This is a genomic window from Prescottella equi (genome assembly GCF_020171745.1).
GTDB classification, from domain to species: domain Bacteria; phylum Actinomycetota; class Actinomycetes; order Mycobacteriales; family Mycobacteriaceae; genus Prescottella; species Prescottella equi_A.
In genome coordinates this window covers 25,874-41,611 of sequence record NZ_JAIVAH010000012.1, presented here as the reverse complement: position 1 = coordinate 41,611, position 15,738 = coordinate 25,874, and the positions used below count along the sequence as shown (strand labels likewise).

Sequence of the window (15,738 nt, the reverse complement as noted above, 5' to 3'; positions counted from 1 at the left end):
TGACGGCGTGAGTGAGAACGGGATCGAGGCCGTGTTGGATGGCCTGCGCGACGTCCTGGTCGGCCGCCTGTCCGACATCGGCCGCCGGTTCTCGGCGCTGCTCGCCGACACCGTGCCGCACACCGCGCTGGTGATCTTCACGCGGGAGTGCACCGGCCGACCCCGCAAGGTCGCCGGCGACCCCGACATCGTGGACCGGGTGACGATCGCCGAATTGGATTCCCTGCGAGCAGATCTCGAACCCGGACAGATCTTCCGCGGGCCCGCAGCGATCGCGGGGCGGCCGCGCGAGGTGTACGCGATACTGGACCGCACCGACACGCTGCTCGTGATCGTCCCGGCGGGCACACCGTCGCGAACGCGGCCGCTCGAGTCGGTCCGGTCGATGTTCGGCATCGTCGCCACCGGCATCCAATTGCAGGTGCAGGGCGCCAGCCCCGCCTACCTCGCCGAGTCCCGCGCCGCATCGGCCGAGCGTGCCCGCACCATCGCCGAACTCACCGAGGTCCACGCCACGACGCTGGAAACCCTGCTCGCGACGCTGCGGTCCGGCGACCTCGACGACACCCGCGCCCGAACGGCGGCCCGCGAGGCGGCGTCGAATGCCCTCATCCGGCTGCGGACGACGGTCGATACGCACCGCGAGTTCGCCGAGGAATCCGTCGTCACGGCGTTCGCGCGGCTGCGCGGGGAACTGCGTGGGTTGCTGCGGCACCGCGATCTCGAACTGGACCTCGTGGAACCCGCGGTCGACGGCCGTGCCGTGCCGGGCGAGGTCGCGCACGGCGCCCGCGCGGTGGTTCGCGGCGCGGTGCTGTCACTGTCCACGCAGACCGACCTCACCCGGATCCGCGTCGCATGGGTGTGCTCGGAATCCGAACTCGTGGTGGACATCCGCGACGACGGTCGAGGCCTGGCCGACACCGCCGATCTCGAACGCCAGCTCCGTCCGCGGGTGGACACCCTCGACGGCACCCTGACGGCGGAGTCGACGTCGGGCTGGGGTTCCCGCGTCGTCGCGACCCTGCCGCTGCACACACCGACGACGGCGCCGCCGGCACACCACGCGCTGAGCGATCTCGGACCGCGCGAACTCGAGGTCCTGGGCCATCTGGTCGCCGGCCGCCGCAACCGCGCCATCGCAGAGCGCCTGAGTGTCAGCGAGAGCACCGTGAAGTTCCACGTCGCCGGCGTCCTACGCAAGCTCGATGTCGCCACGCGCGCCGAGGCCGCCGCGCTCGCCGGAGAGGCCGGCGTCCGACCCATCCCCTGACCGTTCGGCCAGGTCCACCTCTCCGGTCGACCAGTCCCGGTCCCGCCCGCCGGTGACTAGCCTCGTAGTCGGATGCGCACCTCACCATGTGTGCGCGTGCGTTCACGTCGACCGAATTGGAGTGGAGAAACCATGCCGCAGCAGGTACGGGGCGTCATCGCCCGCTCGAAGGACGCCCCCGTCGAACTGGTCACCATCAACATCCCGGATCCGGGCCCGGGCGAGGCCGTCGTCGCGATCGCGGCGTGCGGCGTCTGCCACACCGACCTCACCTACCGTGACGGCGGCATCAACGACGAGTTCCCCTTCCTCCTCGGCCACGAGGCCGCGGGCATCGTGGAAGCCGTCGGCGAGGGTGTCGACACCGTCGAGGTGGGCGACTTCGTCGTCCTGAACTGGCGCGCGGTGTGCGGCAAGTGTCGCGCCTGCAAGCGTGGTCGCCCGCAGTACTGCTTCGATACCCACAACGCCAAGCAGAAGATGACCCTCGAGGACGGCACCGAGCTGACCCCAGCCCTGGGCATCGGCGCGTTCGCCGACAAGACCCTGGTCGCGGCCGGCCAGTGCACCAAGGTCGACCCCACCGCCGATCCGGCCGTCGTCGGACTGCTCGGCTGCGGCGTCATGGCCGGCATGGGTGCCGCGATGAACACCGGCAACGTCACCCGCGGTGACTCGGTGGCCGTCATCGGCTGCGGTGGCGTCGGCGACGCCGCCATCATGGGTTCGCGCCTGGCCGGCGCCAACAAGATCATCGCGATCGATCGGGACCCCAAGAAGCTCGAGTGGGCCGTCGAACTCGGCGCCACCCACACGATCGACGCCTCCAAGGTCGAGGACGTGGTCGAGGCGATCCAGGAACTCACCGACGGCTTCGGCACCGACGTCGTGGTCGACGCCGTGGGCCGTCCGGAGACCTGGAAGCAGGCGTTCTACGCCCGCGACCTGGCCGGCACCGTCGTCCTCGTCGGTGTCCCCACCCCGGACATGACGCTCGAGATGCCGCTCGTCGACTTCTTCTCGCGCGGTGGCTCGCTCAAGTCGTCGTGGTACGGCGACTGCCTGCCCGAGCGTGACTTCCCGATGCTCGTCGACCTGTACCAGCAGGGTCGTCTGCCGCTCGAGAAGTTCGTGACCGAGCGCATCAAGCTCGAGGACGTGGAGCAGGCGTTCGAGACCATGCACCGCGGCGAGGTGCTGCGCTCGGTGGTGGTCCTGTGAGCGGCAAGCTCAGGGTCGACCGGGTCGTCACGTCGGGCACGTTCGAACTCGACGGCGGCACCTGGGACGTCGACAACAACATCTGGCTCGTCGGTGACGACGACGAGGTGCTGGTGATCGACGCCGCGCACACCGCGCAGCCGATCATCGACGCCGTCGGCGGCCGCAAGGTGGTCGGCATCGTGTGCACGCACGGGCACAACGACCACGTCACGGTCGCGCCGGAACTGTCCGAGAAGCTCGACGCCCCGATCTACCTGAACCCGGCCGACGACGTGCTGTGGCAGATGACCCACCCGGGCGTCCGCCACCTTGCGCTCGAGGACGGCCAGCGGATCTCGGTGGCGGGCACCGACGTCCAGGCCATCCACACCCCGGGCCACTCCCCCGGCTCCACGTGCCTGTACCTGCCCGAGGCCGGTGAGCTGTTCTCCGGCGACACCCTGTTCTCGGGTGGACCGGGCGCCACCGGACGCTCGTTCTCGGACTTCCCGACCATCATCGGGTCGCTCCGCGACAAGCTGTTCGCGCTGCCGGCGGAGACCCGCGTCCACACCGGCCACGGCGACGACACCGCCCTGGGCACCGAGGCGCCGCACCTCGAGGAGTGGATCGCGCGCGGTCACTGACACCCTGCCCGGCCGAATGTCACATGCGATCAGTTGGACTGAACGCGTGTGACATTCGGCCACGGCACGATCAGGCGAGGGCGTACCGGTCGAGCCAGTCGACGCCCGGCCGCCGGATGCGGGTGATGCCCTTGTACTCGGCCATGTCGTCGGGCAACTCCGCCAATACCGACCGCAGCCGCCGCGCCCACTCCGGCACCTGGGCGATATCGGCGAACGACAGCAGATGCGTGCGGACGAGGAACATGATCGCCCCGGACTGGCCGAGCCGGATCAGATGCTGGACCTCGACGCGCAGGTGCAGCCGATCCCCCACCTCCGAGAGCGGGCCCTCGGCGAGCGTGCGGCGGTCCCGTCCCCACTCCGGGTAGGTCTCGGTGGAGGTGTCCAGTCGCCCGTCCACTGTCAGAGTCCAGTTGGTGCGCCGGTACCGCTCGCCGGTCTGCAGCCGCATCAGGAAGTTCTGTGCGCGCGTGACGACACCGTCGGTGTGGACCCGCGGAACCGGTCCGTGGATCTGTAGGAAGCTCATCCCGACGTCGAACCGCAGCGACCAGTCGGCCGCGAACGTCACCAGCCCCGCATCGCCCCACAGTTGCCCCTCGCGCTGATCGAGCAGCACGACGTCCTCCTGGATCTGCCGGCCGATGAAACGCAGCGGCGGTTCCGGCAGCGTCGAGCGCTCGCCGTAGACGAACGCCTGCTCGACGTCCAACGCCCGGTTGGTCCACCGCCACATCCGTCCGTCCCGCTCGAGCATCATGGTGCGCGGGTACGCCGCCGCGAGCCCGCGCATGATCTCGAGCAGCGCGTCCCACTGCGCGATCTCCATGTGCGGCAACGCCTGGAACCGGGTGGGGTCGACCGCCAGGATCCGCTCCCGTTCGGCGATCTCCGCGTGATAGCTCTCGCCGACGTCCAGGAAGGCCGCGCCCGCGGGCTCGACGTTGGCGGTGTACCGGTAGGTGTCCCGGGGGAAGGGAAAGGGGAACGACGCGATGCGCGCGGCCACCCGGTAGTCCGTTGCCGTACTCACAGTTCCAGCTCCAATCGTGCTCCGGCGGCGCGGGAAACGCACGGCATCATGCAGTCCCCCGCCGCCTTCTCGTCGTCGGACAGATACAGGTCACGGTGCTCCACGGCGCCGCCGGTGACGGCGGTGCGGCACTCGCCGCACACGCCATGCCTGCACAGATTCGGGACACTCACCCCGCGCCGTTCGAGTGCCTCGAGCGCACTCACGCCGGCCGGTACCTCGACGTCGATGCCCGAGCGCGACAGCCGGACGACGAACGGCCGCCCGGGATCCAGGTCGCCGATCCCGAAGTGCTCGAGATGGATTCGCGCGCCCGGCCAGCCCACACCCCGAGCCCGCCGCGCTGTCTCCTCCATCAGCGACGTGGGCCCGCACGCATAGAGGTGGGATCCGAGTGGACGGTCGAGCAGCGCCCGACCGAGGACCGACCACAACGCGTCGGCCGAACGGTAGGTCGCGAGGCGACTCCCGCACACCGCGGCCAGGTCGTCCACATGCGGTCCGTCGTCCTCCCGGAACACGTAGTGCACCTCGAACGATCGGCCCCACCGTGCCGCCGCCCGCGCGTGCGACAGGATGGGGGTGACACCGATGCCACCGGCGACCAGGACATGGTGCCGCGCCGTGAGGACGGGAGCGAACGCGCTGCGCGGGCCGCCGACGTCGACGCTCTCGCCTCGACTGAGTCCGTGCATCCACCGCGATCCGCCACGTCCGGAGTCGTTGCGGCGAACCGAGATCGAGTAGGAATCGGGTTCGACGCCCGCACCGGTGAGCGAGTAGGCATTGCGTCGCGCCCGCCCCTGTGGATCGATCCCGCAGGACACGACGACGTGGCTGCCCGGCGTGAACGAGAGCAGCGGACCGCCGTCCGGATCGGTCAAGCGGATCTGACGCACGCGTCCGGGTAGGTCGGTGACGGCGTCGACGACGAGCATCGTCACGGGCGCTCCTCCGCATCGCACAGATACCCGAGGTAGGCCCCGTGCAGGCGCGAGACATGTTGGTAGATCACCAGGTTCGCGGCACAGGACGGGCACGCACTGGTGCCGCCGAGCACCGCGCCGGTCGAGTGGATCCGTTGACAGTGCGCGCAGTACACGCGGCGCAGTTCCGTGTCGACGACGTCGGCGAGGATCTCCTGCCCCAGCGCTCCCGCCTCCACTGCGAACGCCCGCGCCTGCAGCACCGTCACCTCGTCGCCGACGAGGGCGAGTCGCCAGCCGACGCGGGCTGCGGTGAGTTCACGGGAGAGCACCGCCTCCGCACCCGCCGTCCAGCCCGGCGGCATCCTCAGCCAGCTGACCCTGCGCCCCGTGAGCCCGGTGACCAGCGTCCTCGCCCGCGGTTCGGCGGCGCCGCCGAACGACAGCACGGTGACGTACCGCCCACCGTCGACGGGCCCACCCGGCTCGACGTCCCAGCGCGGCACGCTGGTCGTCTCCATACACACGCTCATCGCCGGCCCCTACGGCGCGAACGACCGCAGGCCGACGTAGAACGCCAACGCCCGAGTTCTGAGTACCCGACGGCCCTCGCCGAGCCGTCCGGGTTGGGGTAGACGTCGGCAATGAAGCCCTCGGCGCCCGGGAAGTCGTCCGGCGGCATCGGTGGGAGCGACTTCCAGAAGTCGGCAGTGACCCGGAAGGCGGGCGCGGTGGTCGTTTCGGACATGACTGCTCCTCGGATGGGAAGTCGGGAGAGAACGCCGATCGCTGGCGTGAAACGCACGATAGTGAGATGAAACCCATCGACGATTACACGTCGGTTAATCCTTGTAACCGAATTCTCCTCGCGCCCAGCCCTTCCCGAAAAGTCGACGAGTGGAGCGGACGCCGGAGGAGACGTCACCACAACCTCACCCGCCCGTAACGCACTCGTCATGGATGCTATGTTTCCTGACATGCAACAGCGATTCACTTAAGGAAACATCGTCGGACCACCCGAGGAGTTCACATGGCGCTCGACCCCGCAGATCTCACCGTGATGCGCCTGCCCGGCGCAGACACGGCGGACATCCCCGATCTCGCGACGCTCGCTCGGTCCACCGACACCCGCTTCATCCTGGCCGTGTTCACCAACCTCGCCGGCAAGCCGTGCGCCAAACTCGTCCCGGTCGAGGCCGTCGACGAACTGCAGGAGGACGGCGTCGGCTTCGCCGGATACGCCGCCGGGGCGATGGGCCAGGTTCCGAAGGACCCCGACCTGGTCGCCGTCCCAGATGCCACGTCCTTCACCCCGATCCCGTTCGTGCGCCCCGGTCTCGCCCTGGTGCACTGCGATCCGCACGTGCAGGGCGAGCCGTGGCCCTTCGCGCCGCGCGTGATCCTGAAGAAGGTGCTCGAGCAGGCCGCCGACCTCGAACTCGAGGTCAACGTCGGCACCGAGATCGAATACTTCCTCGTCGACCGCGACGAGCACGGCGGCCTGCGCACCGCCGACACCCTCGACACCTCCCGCCGCCCCTGCTACGACGCCCGCGACGTCACCCGCATGTACGAGCACCTCACGGCCATCTCTGCCGCGATGAACGAGCTCGGCTGGGGCAACTACGCCAACGACCACGAGGACGGCAACGGCCAGTTCGAGCAGAACTTCCAGTACGCCGACGCCCTCACCACCGCCGACCGCGTCGTGACGCTGCGCTACCTCATCTCGGTGCTCGCCGAGCAGCGCGGCATGACTGCGACGTTCATGCCCAAGCCGTTCGCCGACCGGACCGGCAGCGGCATGCACATGCACCTGTCGCTGTGGCGCGGCGGTGCACCGGTGTTCCCCGACCGCGCCGACCCGCGCGGACTGGGCCTCTCGCCCACCGCGTACGCGTTCATCGGCGGGATCCTCGAGCACGCCGGCGGGCTGCAGGGTGTGCTCGCCCCGACGGTCAACTCCTACAAGCGAACCGGGGCGATCTCGACGAGCAGCGGCGCGACGTGGTCGCCGCGCCGGCCCACGTACGGCGGCAACGACCGCACCCACTACCTGCGGGTGCCCGACGCCAACCGCGTCGAACTACGCGGCGGCGACGGCTCCGCCAACCCGTATCTCGCGTCGGCGGCAACCATCGCGGCCGGGCTGGACGGCATCCGCCGCGGCACCGACCCCGGCGAGCCCGGCGGCGGCATCTGCCCCGACGACCTGCCGATGACGCTGCTGCACGCGATGGATGCGCTCGCGCAGGACTCCGTCGTCGCCGGCGCCCTCGACGCCGCGGGCCCGGGCGTCGCCGACTACTTCACCGCCCTCAAACGGGACGAGTTCTTCGAATGGCACAGCACGGTCACACCGTGGGAGGTGGACAGCTACCTCACTGCCTTCTGACAGCCACAGGAAATCAAGGGAGACAACACATGTGCGGAATCGTCGGGCTCCACCTGCGGGAGCCCTCGCTGTATCCGCGGCTCGGTGAGCTGCTCACCGGGATGCTCGGCCAGATGGTCGACCGCGGGCCGGACTCGGCCGGCATGGCCATCTACGGCGACCCGACCTGGTCGCCCGCCGGACATGCGACGGTGTCGCTGCTGGGCGCCGGCGTCGCGGCGGAGTCGTTGGCCGCCAGGGTCGGCGACGCGCTGGGCGTCGCCGTCACCGGCATCGACGTGGGCACCAACTCGCTGTTGCACGCACCGGTTCCGGCGTCGGCGCTCGCCGACGCCGCACTCGCAGAGGCGACAGGCGCGGTACTCATCGGGTTCGGCGACGACGTCACGGTCCTCAAGGGCATGGGCGATCCGGTGGACCTCGCGCACCGGTTCGGGCTGCCCGCGGCGTCGGGCTGGCAGGGCGTCGCGCACACCCGCATGGCCACCGAATCCGCGGTCACCGCAACCGGATCGCACCCGTTCGCCGTCGGCCCGGACCAATGCCTGGTGCACAACGGATCGTTCTCCAACCACCTGAGCGTCAAGCGGGAACTCGAGGCCGAGGGCGTCGCGTTCGACAGCGAGAACGACACCGAGGTGGGCGCCCGCTTCGTCGCGAAGCAGCTCGCCGAGGGCGTCGACCTGGAGAAGGCGCTGCGGCTGCTCGGCGAGCGGTTCGACGGCTTCTACACGCTGCTCGTGTCCACGCAGGACTCGTTCGCGGTGGTGCGCGACCCGATCGCGTGCAAGCCCGCGATCATCGCCGAGCATGCCGACTACGTCGCGATGGCGTCCGAGTACCGCGCGCTCGCCGGCCTGCCCGGCATCGAGGGCGCCCGCATCTTCGAACCCGAACCGGAAGAGGTTTACGTATGGCACCGCTGACCGCCACCCCGACCACCACGTACGACGTCTCCGACGTCGGCACCCGCGCCCTCAACGCGGCGCTGCAGGCCACCGCGGCCCCGGCGTCGGTCGGCGTCGTCGAACCGGCCGGTGCACACGCCCTCGCGTGCGGCCTGGACGCACCGATCGACGTACGCATCGAGGGCCACGTCGGCTACTACGCGGCCGGCATGAACCAGCACGCGAGCGTGACGATCGACGGCAACGCCGGCGTCGGCGTCGGCGAGAACATGATGTCGGGCACCGTCCGCGTCACCGGCAACGCGTCGCAGTCCGCGGGGGCCACCGCGCACGGCGGACTGCTCGTGATCGAGGGCAACGCCGCCGCCCGCTGCGGCATCTCGATGAAGGGCGTCGACATCGTCGTCGGCGGCAGCATCGGCCACATGAGCGCGTTCATGGGTCAGGCCGGACGCCTCGTCGTGCTCGGCGACGCCGGTGAGGCACTCGGCGATTCGCTGTACGAGGCCCGGATCTACGTGCGCGGCACCGTCGCCTCGCTGGGCGCCGACTGCATCAAGAAGGAGATGCGCGACGAACACCTGACCGAACTGCGGGAACTGTTGGACGCCGCCGGATTCGACGCCGACCCCACCGAGTTCACCCGCTACGGCTCGGCCCGCAAGCTCTACAACTTCCACGTCGACAACGCCTCGTCGTACTGACGCACCACTTCCAGGAGGCCCCATGACCACGCACACCCCCGGTCTGCGCGAATCCGCGACGTTCGACCGCGACGTCATCCACGAGATCCAGCGCGCCGCCGAGACCGGCATCTACGACATCCGAGGCTGGGGCGCCAAGCGCAAACTCCCGCACTTCGACGATCTGCTGTTCCTGGGCGCGTCGATGTCCCGGTACCCGCTCGAGGGTTACCGCGAACGCTGCGACACCGACGTCGTGCTCGGCGACCGGAACGCGAAGTATCCACTGCACCTGGACATCCCGATCACGATCGCGGGCATGAGCTTCGGCGCGCTGTCCGGCCGAGCGAAGGAGGCCCTCGGGCGCGGCGCAAGCGAGGTCGGCACCTCCACCACCACCGGCGACGGCGGTATGACCACCGAGGAGCGCGGCCAGTCCAAGCACCTCGTCTACCAGTACCTGCCGTCGCGGTACGGCATGAACCCCGACGACCTGCGCAAGGCCGACGCCATCGAGATCGTGCTGGGCCAGGGCGCCAAGCCGGGCGGCGGCGGAATGCTGCTGGGCCAGAAGATCACCGACCGCGTGGCCGGCATGCGCACCCTGCCCGTCGGCGTCGACCAGCGCAGCGCCTGCCGGCACCCGGACTGGACCGGTCCCGACGACCTCGCCATCAAGATCATCGAGCTGCGGGAGATCACCGGCTGGGAGAAGCCGATCTACGTCAAGGTCGGCGCCACCCGCACGTACTACGACGTCAAGCTCGCCGTGAAGGCCGGCGCCGACGTCGTCGTCGTCGACGGCATGCAGGGCGGCACCGCGGCGACGCAGGACGTGTTCATCGAGCACGTCGGCATCCCCACCCTCGCCGCGATCCCGCAGGCGGTGCAGGCGCTGCAGGAGTTGGGCGTCCACCGGGTACCGGGCGGAGTTCAGCTCATCGTCTCGGGCGGCATCCGCTCGGGCGCCGACGTCGCGAAGGCCATGGCCCTGGGCGCGGACGCCGTCGCAATCGGCACCGCCGCGCTGATCGCGTTGGGCGACAACCATCCCCGCTTCCAGAAGGAGTACGAGGCACTCGGCTCGGCGGCCGGGTTCTACGACGATTTCCAGGCCGGCCGCGACCCCGCCGGGATCACCACACAGGACCCCGAGCTGCAGAAGAACTTCGACCCCATCGAGGGCGGACGCCGGCTCGCGAACTACCTGCGGGTGCTGACCATGGAGGCGCAGACCCTGGCCCGCGCGTGCGGCAAGTCGCACCTGCGCAACCTCGAACCGCAGGACCTCGTCGCGCTGACCGTCGAGGCGTCGGCGATGGCCCGGGTCCCGCTCGCCGGCACCGACTGGATCCCCGGCCGGCTCTGACACTCGCCCACTGCGCCCCGTCCACTGCCAGTGGACGGGGCGCTACTGTGAGGCAATGAGCCCGTCCAAGCGCCCCGTGCACCACGACACCGCCCAACGCGAGGTGCCGGCCGACACCCCCACCGGCGTCGACCTCGAGCGCGTCATCGCCGCGCAGGTCCGCAAGCTGCGCCTGGCGAGCGGACTCTCGGTGGGCGACATGGCCGCGAAGGTCGGCATCTCCAAGGCGATGCTGTCGAAGATCGAGAACGCGCAGACGTCGTGCAGCCTGTCGACGCTCGCCCGCCTCGCGGCCGGACTCGACGTGCCCGTCACCTCGCTGTTCCGCGGCGCCGACACCGCGCGGGACGCGGTGTTCGTCGAGGCCGGCAGCGGTGCGGTGATCGTCGGGCGCGGCACCCGCGTCGGCCACCACTACGAACTGCTCGGCGCGCTCCGTGGGCAGCACAAGCGCCTCGAACCGGTGCTCGTCACCCTCACCAACGCCAGCGAGGTGTTCCCGCTCTTCCAGCATCCGGGCACCGAGCTGATCTACATGCTCGAGGGCGAGATGGTCTACGGGCACGGCGAGAGCGAGTACCGGTTGAAGCCCGGCGACTCGCTGCTGCTCGACGGCGAGGGTCTGCACGGGCCGAACGAACTGGTGCAGTTGCCGATTCGCTTCCTCGCGGTCACCGCGTACCCGGACAACCATCAGGAGTAGCCCGGACGGTGACGTCCCACCACGCATCGCGAACTTTCATTTGAGTTGAAATTACAGCAAAGGTAAGCCTATGCTCACCGGCGCAACCTTGCCGTGTCGAAAGGCTCCCCCATGAGATTCGCTCGATCAGGGACCGCTCGCCGGTCCGCCCTGCTGTCCGGCCTGGCAGCCGCGGCCCTCGTCCTCGTCGGCTGCAGTTCGAGTGAGCCGGAAGCAACGCCGAGCAGCACCGACTTCGAGACCGTGACGATCGAGCACGCCCTCGGCAAGGCCGTCATCACCGAGGAACCCGAGCGCATCGTCACCCTGGGCATGGGTTCGGCCGAGACCGCGATCGCCCTGGGCACCGTGCCGGTGGGCATCGAGGCGTACGAGTGGGGCAGCGACGACACCGGCTACCTGCCGTGGATCCACGACGCGGTCACCGAGCGCGGCGCGCAGTTGCCGGAGCAGTTCACCGGCGGCAGCGAGATCGACATCGAGGCCATCGCCAAGTTGGACCCGGACCTCATCCTCGCGCCTTGGTCGGGCGTCACGCAGCAGCAGTACGACGCCCTCAGCGCCCTCGCCCCCACCGTCGCGTACGCCGAGAAGGCGTGGACGACCACGTGGGAGGACCAGATGAAGGTGATCGGCAAGGCGATGGGCAAGTCCGCCGAGGCCGACGCGGAGATCGCGAAGATCAAGGCACAGTTCGCCGATGCCACGGCGGCACACCCCGACTACGCGAACGTGTCGTTCTCGTTCATCTACAACACCGGGCTGGGCACGCTGGGCGTGTTCTTCCCGGACGAGCAGCGCGTCGCGATGGTGCGCGCCCTCGGCCTGCAGGTCGATCCGATCGTGAACACCCTGCCCGAGACCGACGGCACCGACTCGTCGGTGATCGGGCTCGAGAACGCGCACCTACTGAAGGACTCCGACCTGCTGTTCACGTTCTACTCGGACGCGGCCAACCGCGCCGAGACCGAGGCGCAGCCGGTTTACGCCCAGATCCCGGCCGTCGCACGCGGTTCCGTCGTCGCACCGACCAACCAGCCGTTCGTCACCGGGTCGTCGATCATCAACCCGCTGACCGTGCCGTGGTCGCTCGAGCGCTACGTCCCGATGATCGACGAGGCCGTCGCCAAGCTCGACAAGCCCGCCGGCACCAACTAGTCAGGCAGTCCCGGCCTCGTTGCCACCGGATGCTCCGCCGTCACGTTCCGCCTTGAAGCGGTTCCACTCGCTGCGGAGCATCCGGTTGTCGATGATCCACCCCATGTAGTCGCGCATGTTGAGCACCCGAATGTGCGCCGGCCCCTTGGGATTCGTATGCGCGAGCGCCTCCGTCGCCAGCCGTCGCTGGTTCTCCAGGTACGCGTGCTCGTTCTCGAGGAACCCACCCCACACGTCCGAATCCATTGCGTAGTAGTGGGTTCGGTCGCGCGGTTTGCGGATCAGCTTGACGAAGCCCCGGTCGATCAACCGGCGCACGTACGTCGACACCGAACCCCGACTCGCACCGAGTTCGGTGGCCAACTGCTCGGCCGTCACACCCGGCGACTCGTCGATGAGCAGGTACCCGGCGATGCGCCCCTCGATCCGTGAGGCTCCCGCCGACTGCCAGTAGTCGGCGAACCGTTCGACGAACCACCGCGAGAAGTCCTCGCCGGTCGCGGGACCGCCGCCGTCGATGTCCCTGCCCTCGCTCATGCGTGCCTCGACATCCCGTCTCTCGAACAACCCTGCCGTCGAACATTATGCCGACGACGCACGGGCCGCTGCGACACGGCAACGCGACCGTTGCCCGCCGGGTGACGACGGGCAACGGTCGCGCCGGGACCGCCCCTACGTGCGCGGTTCGGCCGACGACACCCGACCGGCGAGCGCCTCCGCGGCGTCCGCGACGGCCGCGGGATCGACGGGGCCGGAACCGGTCACCGTGACGGCCATCGTCTCGGTGACGTACGCGGTCTCGCCGTGCTCGGTGACGTCGAGGCCCTCGTGCTCGTCCTCGGGGCGCACCCGCAGACCGATCGTGACCTGGATCGCCTTCGCGATGAGCCACGTGACCGTGAACGAGTAGGCCAACACCACGACCACCGCGAGTGCCTGCTTGCCCAGCAGGCTCAGGCCGCCGCCGTAGAACAGGCCCGCGACGCCGTTGGGGGCGTCCTCGGTCGCGAGCAGGCCGATCAGCAGCGTGCCCAGGATGCCGCCGACCAGGTGGATGCCGACGACGTCGAGGGCGTCGTCGTAGCCGAGACGGAACTTGAGCGAGACCGCGAAGCAGCACAGCGCACCGGCGGCGGCGCCGATGATCAGCGCGCCGATCGGCGACACCGCGCCACACGCGGGGGTAATCGCGACCAGTGCCGCAATCAGGCCGGACGCGGCGCCCAGCGACGTCGGACGACCCTCCCGCACCCGCTCCACCAGCAGCCACCCGCAGATGCCGGCACACGCGGCGGTGACGGTGTTGAGCACGACGACGGACGCGGCGTTGTCGGCGGCGAGCGCGGAGCCGCCGTTGAAGCCGAACCAGCCGAACAGCAGGATGCCCGCGCCCAGCAGCGTCAGCGGGAGGTTGTGCGGCCGAGGCATGTTCGGGAACGCGTGCCGCTTGCCGAGCACCAGGACCATGGCCAGCGCGGCGATGCCGGCGTTGATGTGGACCGCGGTGCCGCCCGCGAAGTCGATGGCCCCCAGCTTGTTCGCGATCCAGCCGCCGATCACGCTGCCGTCGTCGGAGTCGAACGCGAACACCCAGTGCGCCACCGGGAAGTACACGAGCGTGACCCACAGGCCGGCGAAGAGCATCCACGCCCCGAACTTGATGCGGTCGGCCAGCGCGCCCGAGATGAGCGCGACCGTGATGGCCGCGAACAGCATCTGGAATCCGGCCACCAACGCCGGCGGCAGGCCGGGCTCCGCGGCAGGTTCGAGCAGCTGCCCCAGCCCCACGAACTCGAGCGGGTCGCCGAGAATACCCAAGCCACCCAACGAGTTACCGAGAACCGTGGAGTAGCCGAAGAGCACCCACAGCACACCGACGACGGCGAACGACCCGAACGTCATCATCATCATGTTGAGCGAATTGCGGATGCTGACCATGCCGCCGTAGAACAGCGCGAGGCCGGGAATCATCAGTGCCACGAAAGTGAAGGCCGCCAGTAACCATGCGGTGTCGGCGGCCGCGAGAGCCTGCTCCATATCTGCCCACCTTGCGTCGGCCCGTCTTACACGGGGAATCGAGGTCACCCGAGAGTGAACGGCGGCTGTAAGGCCTGCAAGTAGCTGCGGTGAACAGTGCGTAACGGGGTCCGCACAGCCTCCGGAGGTTGCCGATGTTTCATTTCATGCAACACTGTCTCTCACCAAGAAACACTGCGACTGGAGGTCGGAGATGACAGGAAACACGACGGAGCGCGCGCGGATCGTGATCGTCGGCGGCGGACTCGAGGGACTGTCGATCGCATGGCAACTCGCCGAACGCGGCGAGACCGACGTGCTCGTGCTCGAACGGGACACCCTGTGCGCGGGCATGACCGGCAAGTCCAGCGGAATCGTGCGCTGCCACTACGGAGTTCCGTCGCTGGCCGCGATGGCCTGGTACGGCGTCGAGGTGTTCGGCCGTGCGGACGAGATCTTCGGCACCGACATCGGATTCCGGCAGACCGGCTACGTCGTCGGGGTCGGCGAGAACAACGTCGAACCGCTGCACGCCAACGTCGAGATGCACCGCGCGCTCGGCGTGCCCGTCGACCTGATCGACGCCGACGCCGTCCGGTCCCTGTGGCCCGGCATCCACCTCGACGACTTCGCCGGCTTCGCGTACGAGCCGCTCGGCGGCCACGGCGACGCCTACATGACCGGCATGGCGTACGGCGCCCGCGCTCGCGCGCTCGGAGTGCGGATCCGGCAGTCCACCAACGTCGTTCGATTGATCTCCGACGACTTCGGAGCCGTCCGCGGCGTCCTGTGCGACGACGGCACCGAGATCCTCTGCGACACCGTCGTACTCGCGACCGGTGTGTGGAGCCCCGCCCTAGCCGCGACCGCGGGCGTCCCGCTACCGATCCGGGCGCAGCGCGAGCAACTGGTACTGGTGGATCAGGGCGAGCCCACCCCCGACGTCCCGACGTTCTCGGATCTGGTGAACCTGCAGTACGTCCGGCGCGAGCCGAACGGTCATCTCCTGGTCGGCAACAGCGACCACTCGGACCCCGAGATCGCCGACCCCGACGCCTACCTCAACCGCGCGACGGAGGACTTCGTCGAGACCGCGATCGGCAAGCTCGACCGCATCCTGCCCGACATGCCGGACCCGCGGCTCGCGTCGTCCTACGCGGGCTGTTACGACATCACCCCCGACTACAACCCGATCATCGGGCCCTCCCCCGCCGCCGGGCTGTTCCTGGCCGTCGGCTTCAGCGGCCACGGGTTCAAGATCTCGCCCGCCGTGGGCCGGCTCGCGGCCGATCTACTGCTCGACGGGATCAGCAGCGACCCCGCCGTCGACGGAAACGACTTCCGCTACAGCCGCTTCGACGAGGGCAAGCCGCTCGCGAGCCTGCACCCGTACGCCGGGGCCGGCGAGATGCGCTGACCCG

The 15,738-nt window shown here is 69.5% G+C and carries 16 protein-coding genes; 10 read left to right on the top strand and 6 right to left on the bottom strand.

Annotation, left to right across the window (positions count from 1 at the left end):
• Window positions 1–7: 7 nt before the first annotated feature.
• The 3 genes from LCL87_RS08905 to LCL87_RS08895 all read left to right on the top strand — a co-directional run bounded on the left by LCL87_RS08905 (window position 8) and on the right by LCL87_RS08895 (window position 3,123).
• Window positions 8–1,273 (top strand): LuxR C-terminal-related transcriptional regulator, encoded by a 1,266-nt coding sequence (locus LCL87_RS08905; protein WP_225018787.1) that lies wholly within the window; start codon window positions 8–10, stop codon window positions 1,271–1,273.
• Window positions 1,274–1,405: 132 nt separating this feature from the next.
• The gene (locus tag LCL87_RS08900; RefSeq protein ID WP_225018786.1) at window positions 1,406–2,494 is read left to right on the top strand and encodes an S-(hydroxymethyl)mycothiol dehydrogenase; all 1,089 of its coding nucleotides are present in this window, start codon (window positions 1,406–1,408) and stop codon (window positions 2,492–2,494) included.
• The gene (locus tag LCL87_RS08895) at window positions 2,491–3,123 is read left to right on the top strand and encodes an MBL fold metallo-hydrolase (RefSeq protein ID WP_225018784.1); all 633 of its coding nucleotides are present in this window, start codon (window positions 2,491–2,493) and stop codon (window positions 3,121–3,123) included. Before LCL87_RS08900 ends, LCL87_RS08895 begins: the two co-directional genes overlap by 4 nt.
• 70 nt (window positions 3,124–3,193) lie before the next feature.
• Here LCL87_RS08895 and LCL87_RS08890 read toward each other — a convergent pair whose 3' ends face one another.
• From LCL87_RS08890 to LCL87_RS08875, 4 genes are read right to left on the bottom strand one after another with little or no spacing between them, the layout of a single operon-like run.
• Window positions 3,194–4,159 (bottom strand): heme-dependent oxidative N-demethylase family protein, encoded by a 966-nt coding sequence (locus LCL87_RS08890; protein WP_225018782.1) that lies wholly within the window; start codon window positions 4,157–4,159, stop codon window positions 3,194–3,196.
• Complete coding sequence (locus LCL87_RS08885; protein WP_225019245.1) at window positions 4,156–5,097, bottom strand: PDR/VanB family oxidoreductase; 942 nt, start codon at window positions 5,095–5,097, stop codon at window positions 4,156–4,158. Before LCL87_RS08885 ends, LCL87_RS08890 begins: the two co-directional genes overlap by 4 nt.
• A 2-nt stretch (window positions 5,098–5,099) precedes the next feature.
• A complete protein-coding gene (locus tag LCL87_RS08880; RefSeq protein WP_225018780.1) occupies window positions 5,100–5,606 on the bottom strand; it encodes a dimethylamine monooxygenase subunit DmmA family protein in 507 nt (168 codons plus the stop codon).
• Window positions 5,607–5,614: 8 nt separating this feature from the next.
• Window positions 5,615–5,833, bottom strand: coding sequence for a hypothetical protein (locus tag LCL87_RS08875; RefSeq protein ID WP_225018779.1), 219 nt, complete (start codon window positions 5,831–5,833; stop codon window positions 5,615–5,617).
• Window positions 5,834–6,115: 282 nt separating this feature from the next.
• Here LCL87_RS08875 and glnT point away from each other — a divergent pair, with 282 nt between their 5' ends.
• From glnT to LCL87_RS08845, 6 genes are all read left to right on the top strand, one after another.
• Complete coding sequence (gene glnT, locus LCL87_RS08870) at window positions 6,116–7,480, top strand: type III glutamate--ammonia ligase (RefSeq protein WP_225018776.1); 1,365 nt, start codon at window positions 6,116–6,118, stop codon at window positions 7,478–7,480.
• Between the two features lie 29 nt (window positions 7,481–7,509).
• A complete protein-coding gene (locus LCL87_RS08865; RefSeq protein ID WP_225018774.1) occupies window positions 7,510–8,406 on the top strand; it encodes a class II glutamine amidotransferase domain-containing protein in 897 nt (298 codons plus the stop codon).
• Complete coding sequence (locus LCL87_RS08860) at window positions 8,394–9,092, top strand: GltB/FmdC/FwdC-like GXGXG domain-containing protein (RefSeq protein WP_225018772.1); 699 nt, start codon at window positions 8,394–8,396, stop codon at window positions 9,090–9,092. The genes LCL87_RS08865 and LCL87_RS08860 overlap by 13 nt, the downstream gene beginning before the upstream one ends.
• A 22-nt stretch (window positions 9,093–9,114) precedes the next feature.
• The gene (locus tag LCL87_RS08855; protein ID WP_225018770.1) at window positions 9,115–10,440 is read left to right on the top strand and encodes an FMN-binding glutamate synthase family protein; all 1,326 of its coding nucleotides are present in this window, start codon (window positions 9,115–9,117) and stop codon (window positions 10,438–10,440) included.
• 55 nt (window positions 10,441–10,495) lie between these two features.
• A complete protein-coding gene (locus tag LCL87_RS08850; RefSeq protein ID WP_225018768.1) occupies window positions 10,496–11,143 on the top strand; it encodes an XRE family transcriptional regulator in 648 nt (215 codons plus the stop codon).
• Between the two features lie 111 nt (window positions 11,144–11,254).
• Window positions 11,255–12,301 (top strand): iron-siderophore ABC transporter substrate-binding protein, encoded by a 1,047-nt coding sequence (locus tag LCL87_RS08845; protein ID WP_225018766.1) that lies wholly within the window; start codon window positions 11,255–11,257, stop codon window positions 12,299–12,301.
• On the opposite strand, the gene LCL87_RS08840 is transcribed toward LCL87_RS08845, so the two are convergent.
• Both LCL87_RS08840 and LCL87_RS08835 read right to left on the bottom strand, forming a co-directional pair.
• On the bottom strand, window positions 12,302–12,838 hold the full coding sequence (locus LCL87_RS08840) for a MarR family transcriptional regulator (protein WP_225018764.1): 537 nt from the start codon (window positions 12,836–12,838) through the stop codon (window positions 12,302–12,304).
• Window positions 12,839–12,973: 135 nt separating this feature from the next.
• The gene (locus tag LCL87_RS08835) at window positions 12,974–14,338 is read right to left on the bottom strand and encodes an ammonium transporter (protein WP_225018762.1); all 1,365 of its coding nucleotides are present in this window, start codon (window positions 14,336–14,338) and stop codon (window positions 12,974–12,976) included.
• Between the two features lie 193 nt (window positions 14,339–14,531).
• On the opposite strand from LCL87_RS08835, the gene LCL87_RS08830 reads away from it, so the two are divergent.
• The gene (locus LCL87_RS08830) at window positions 14,532–15,734 is read left to right on the top strand and encodes an FAD-dependent oxidoreductase (RefSeq protein WP_225018760.1); all 1,203 of its coding nucleotides are present in this window, start codon (window positions 14,532–14,534) and stop codon (window positions 15,732–15,734) included.
• Window positions 15,735–15,738 lie beyond the last annotated feature (4 nt).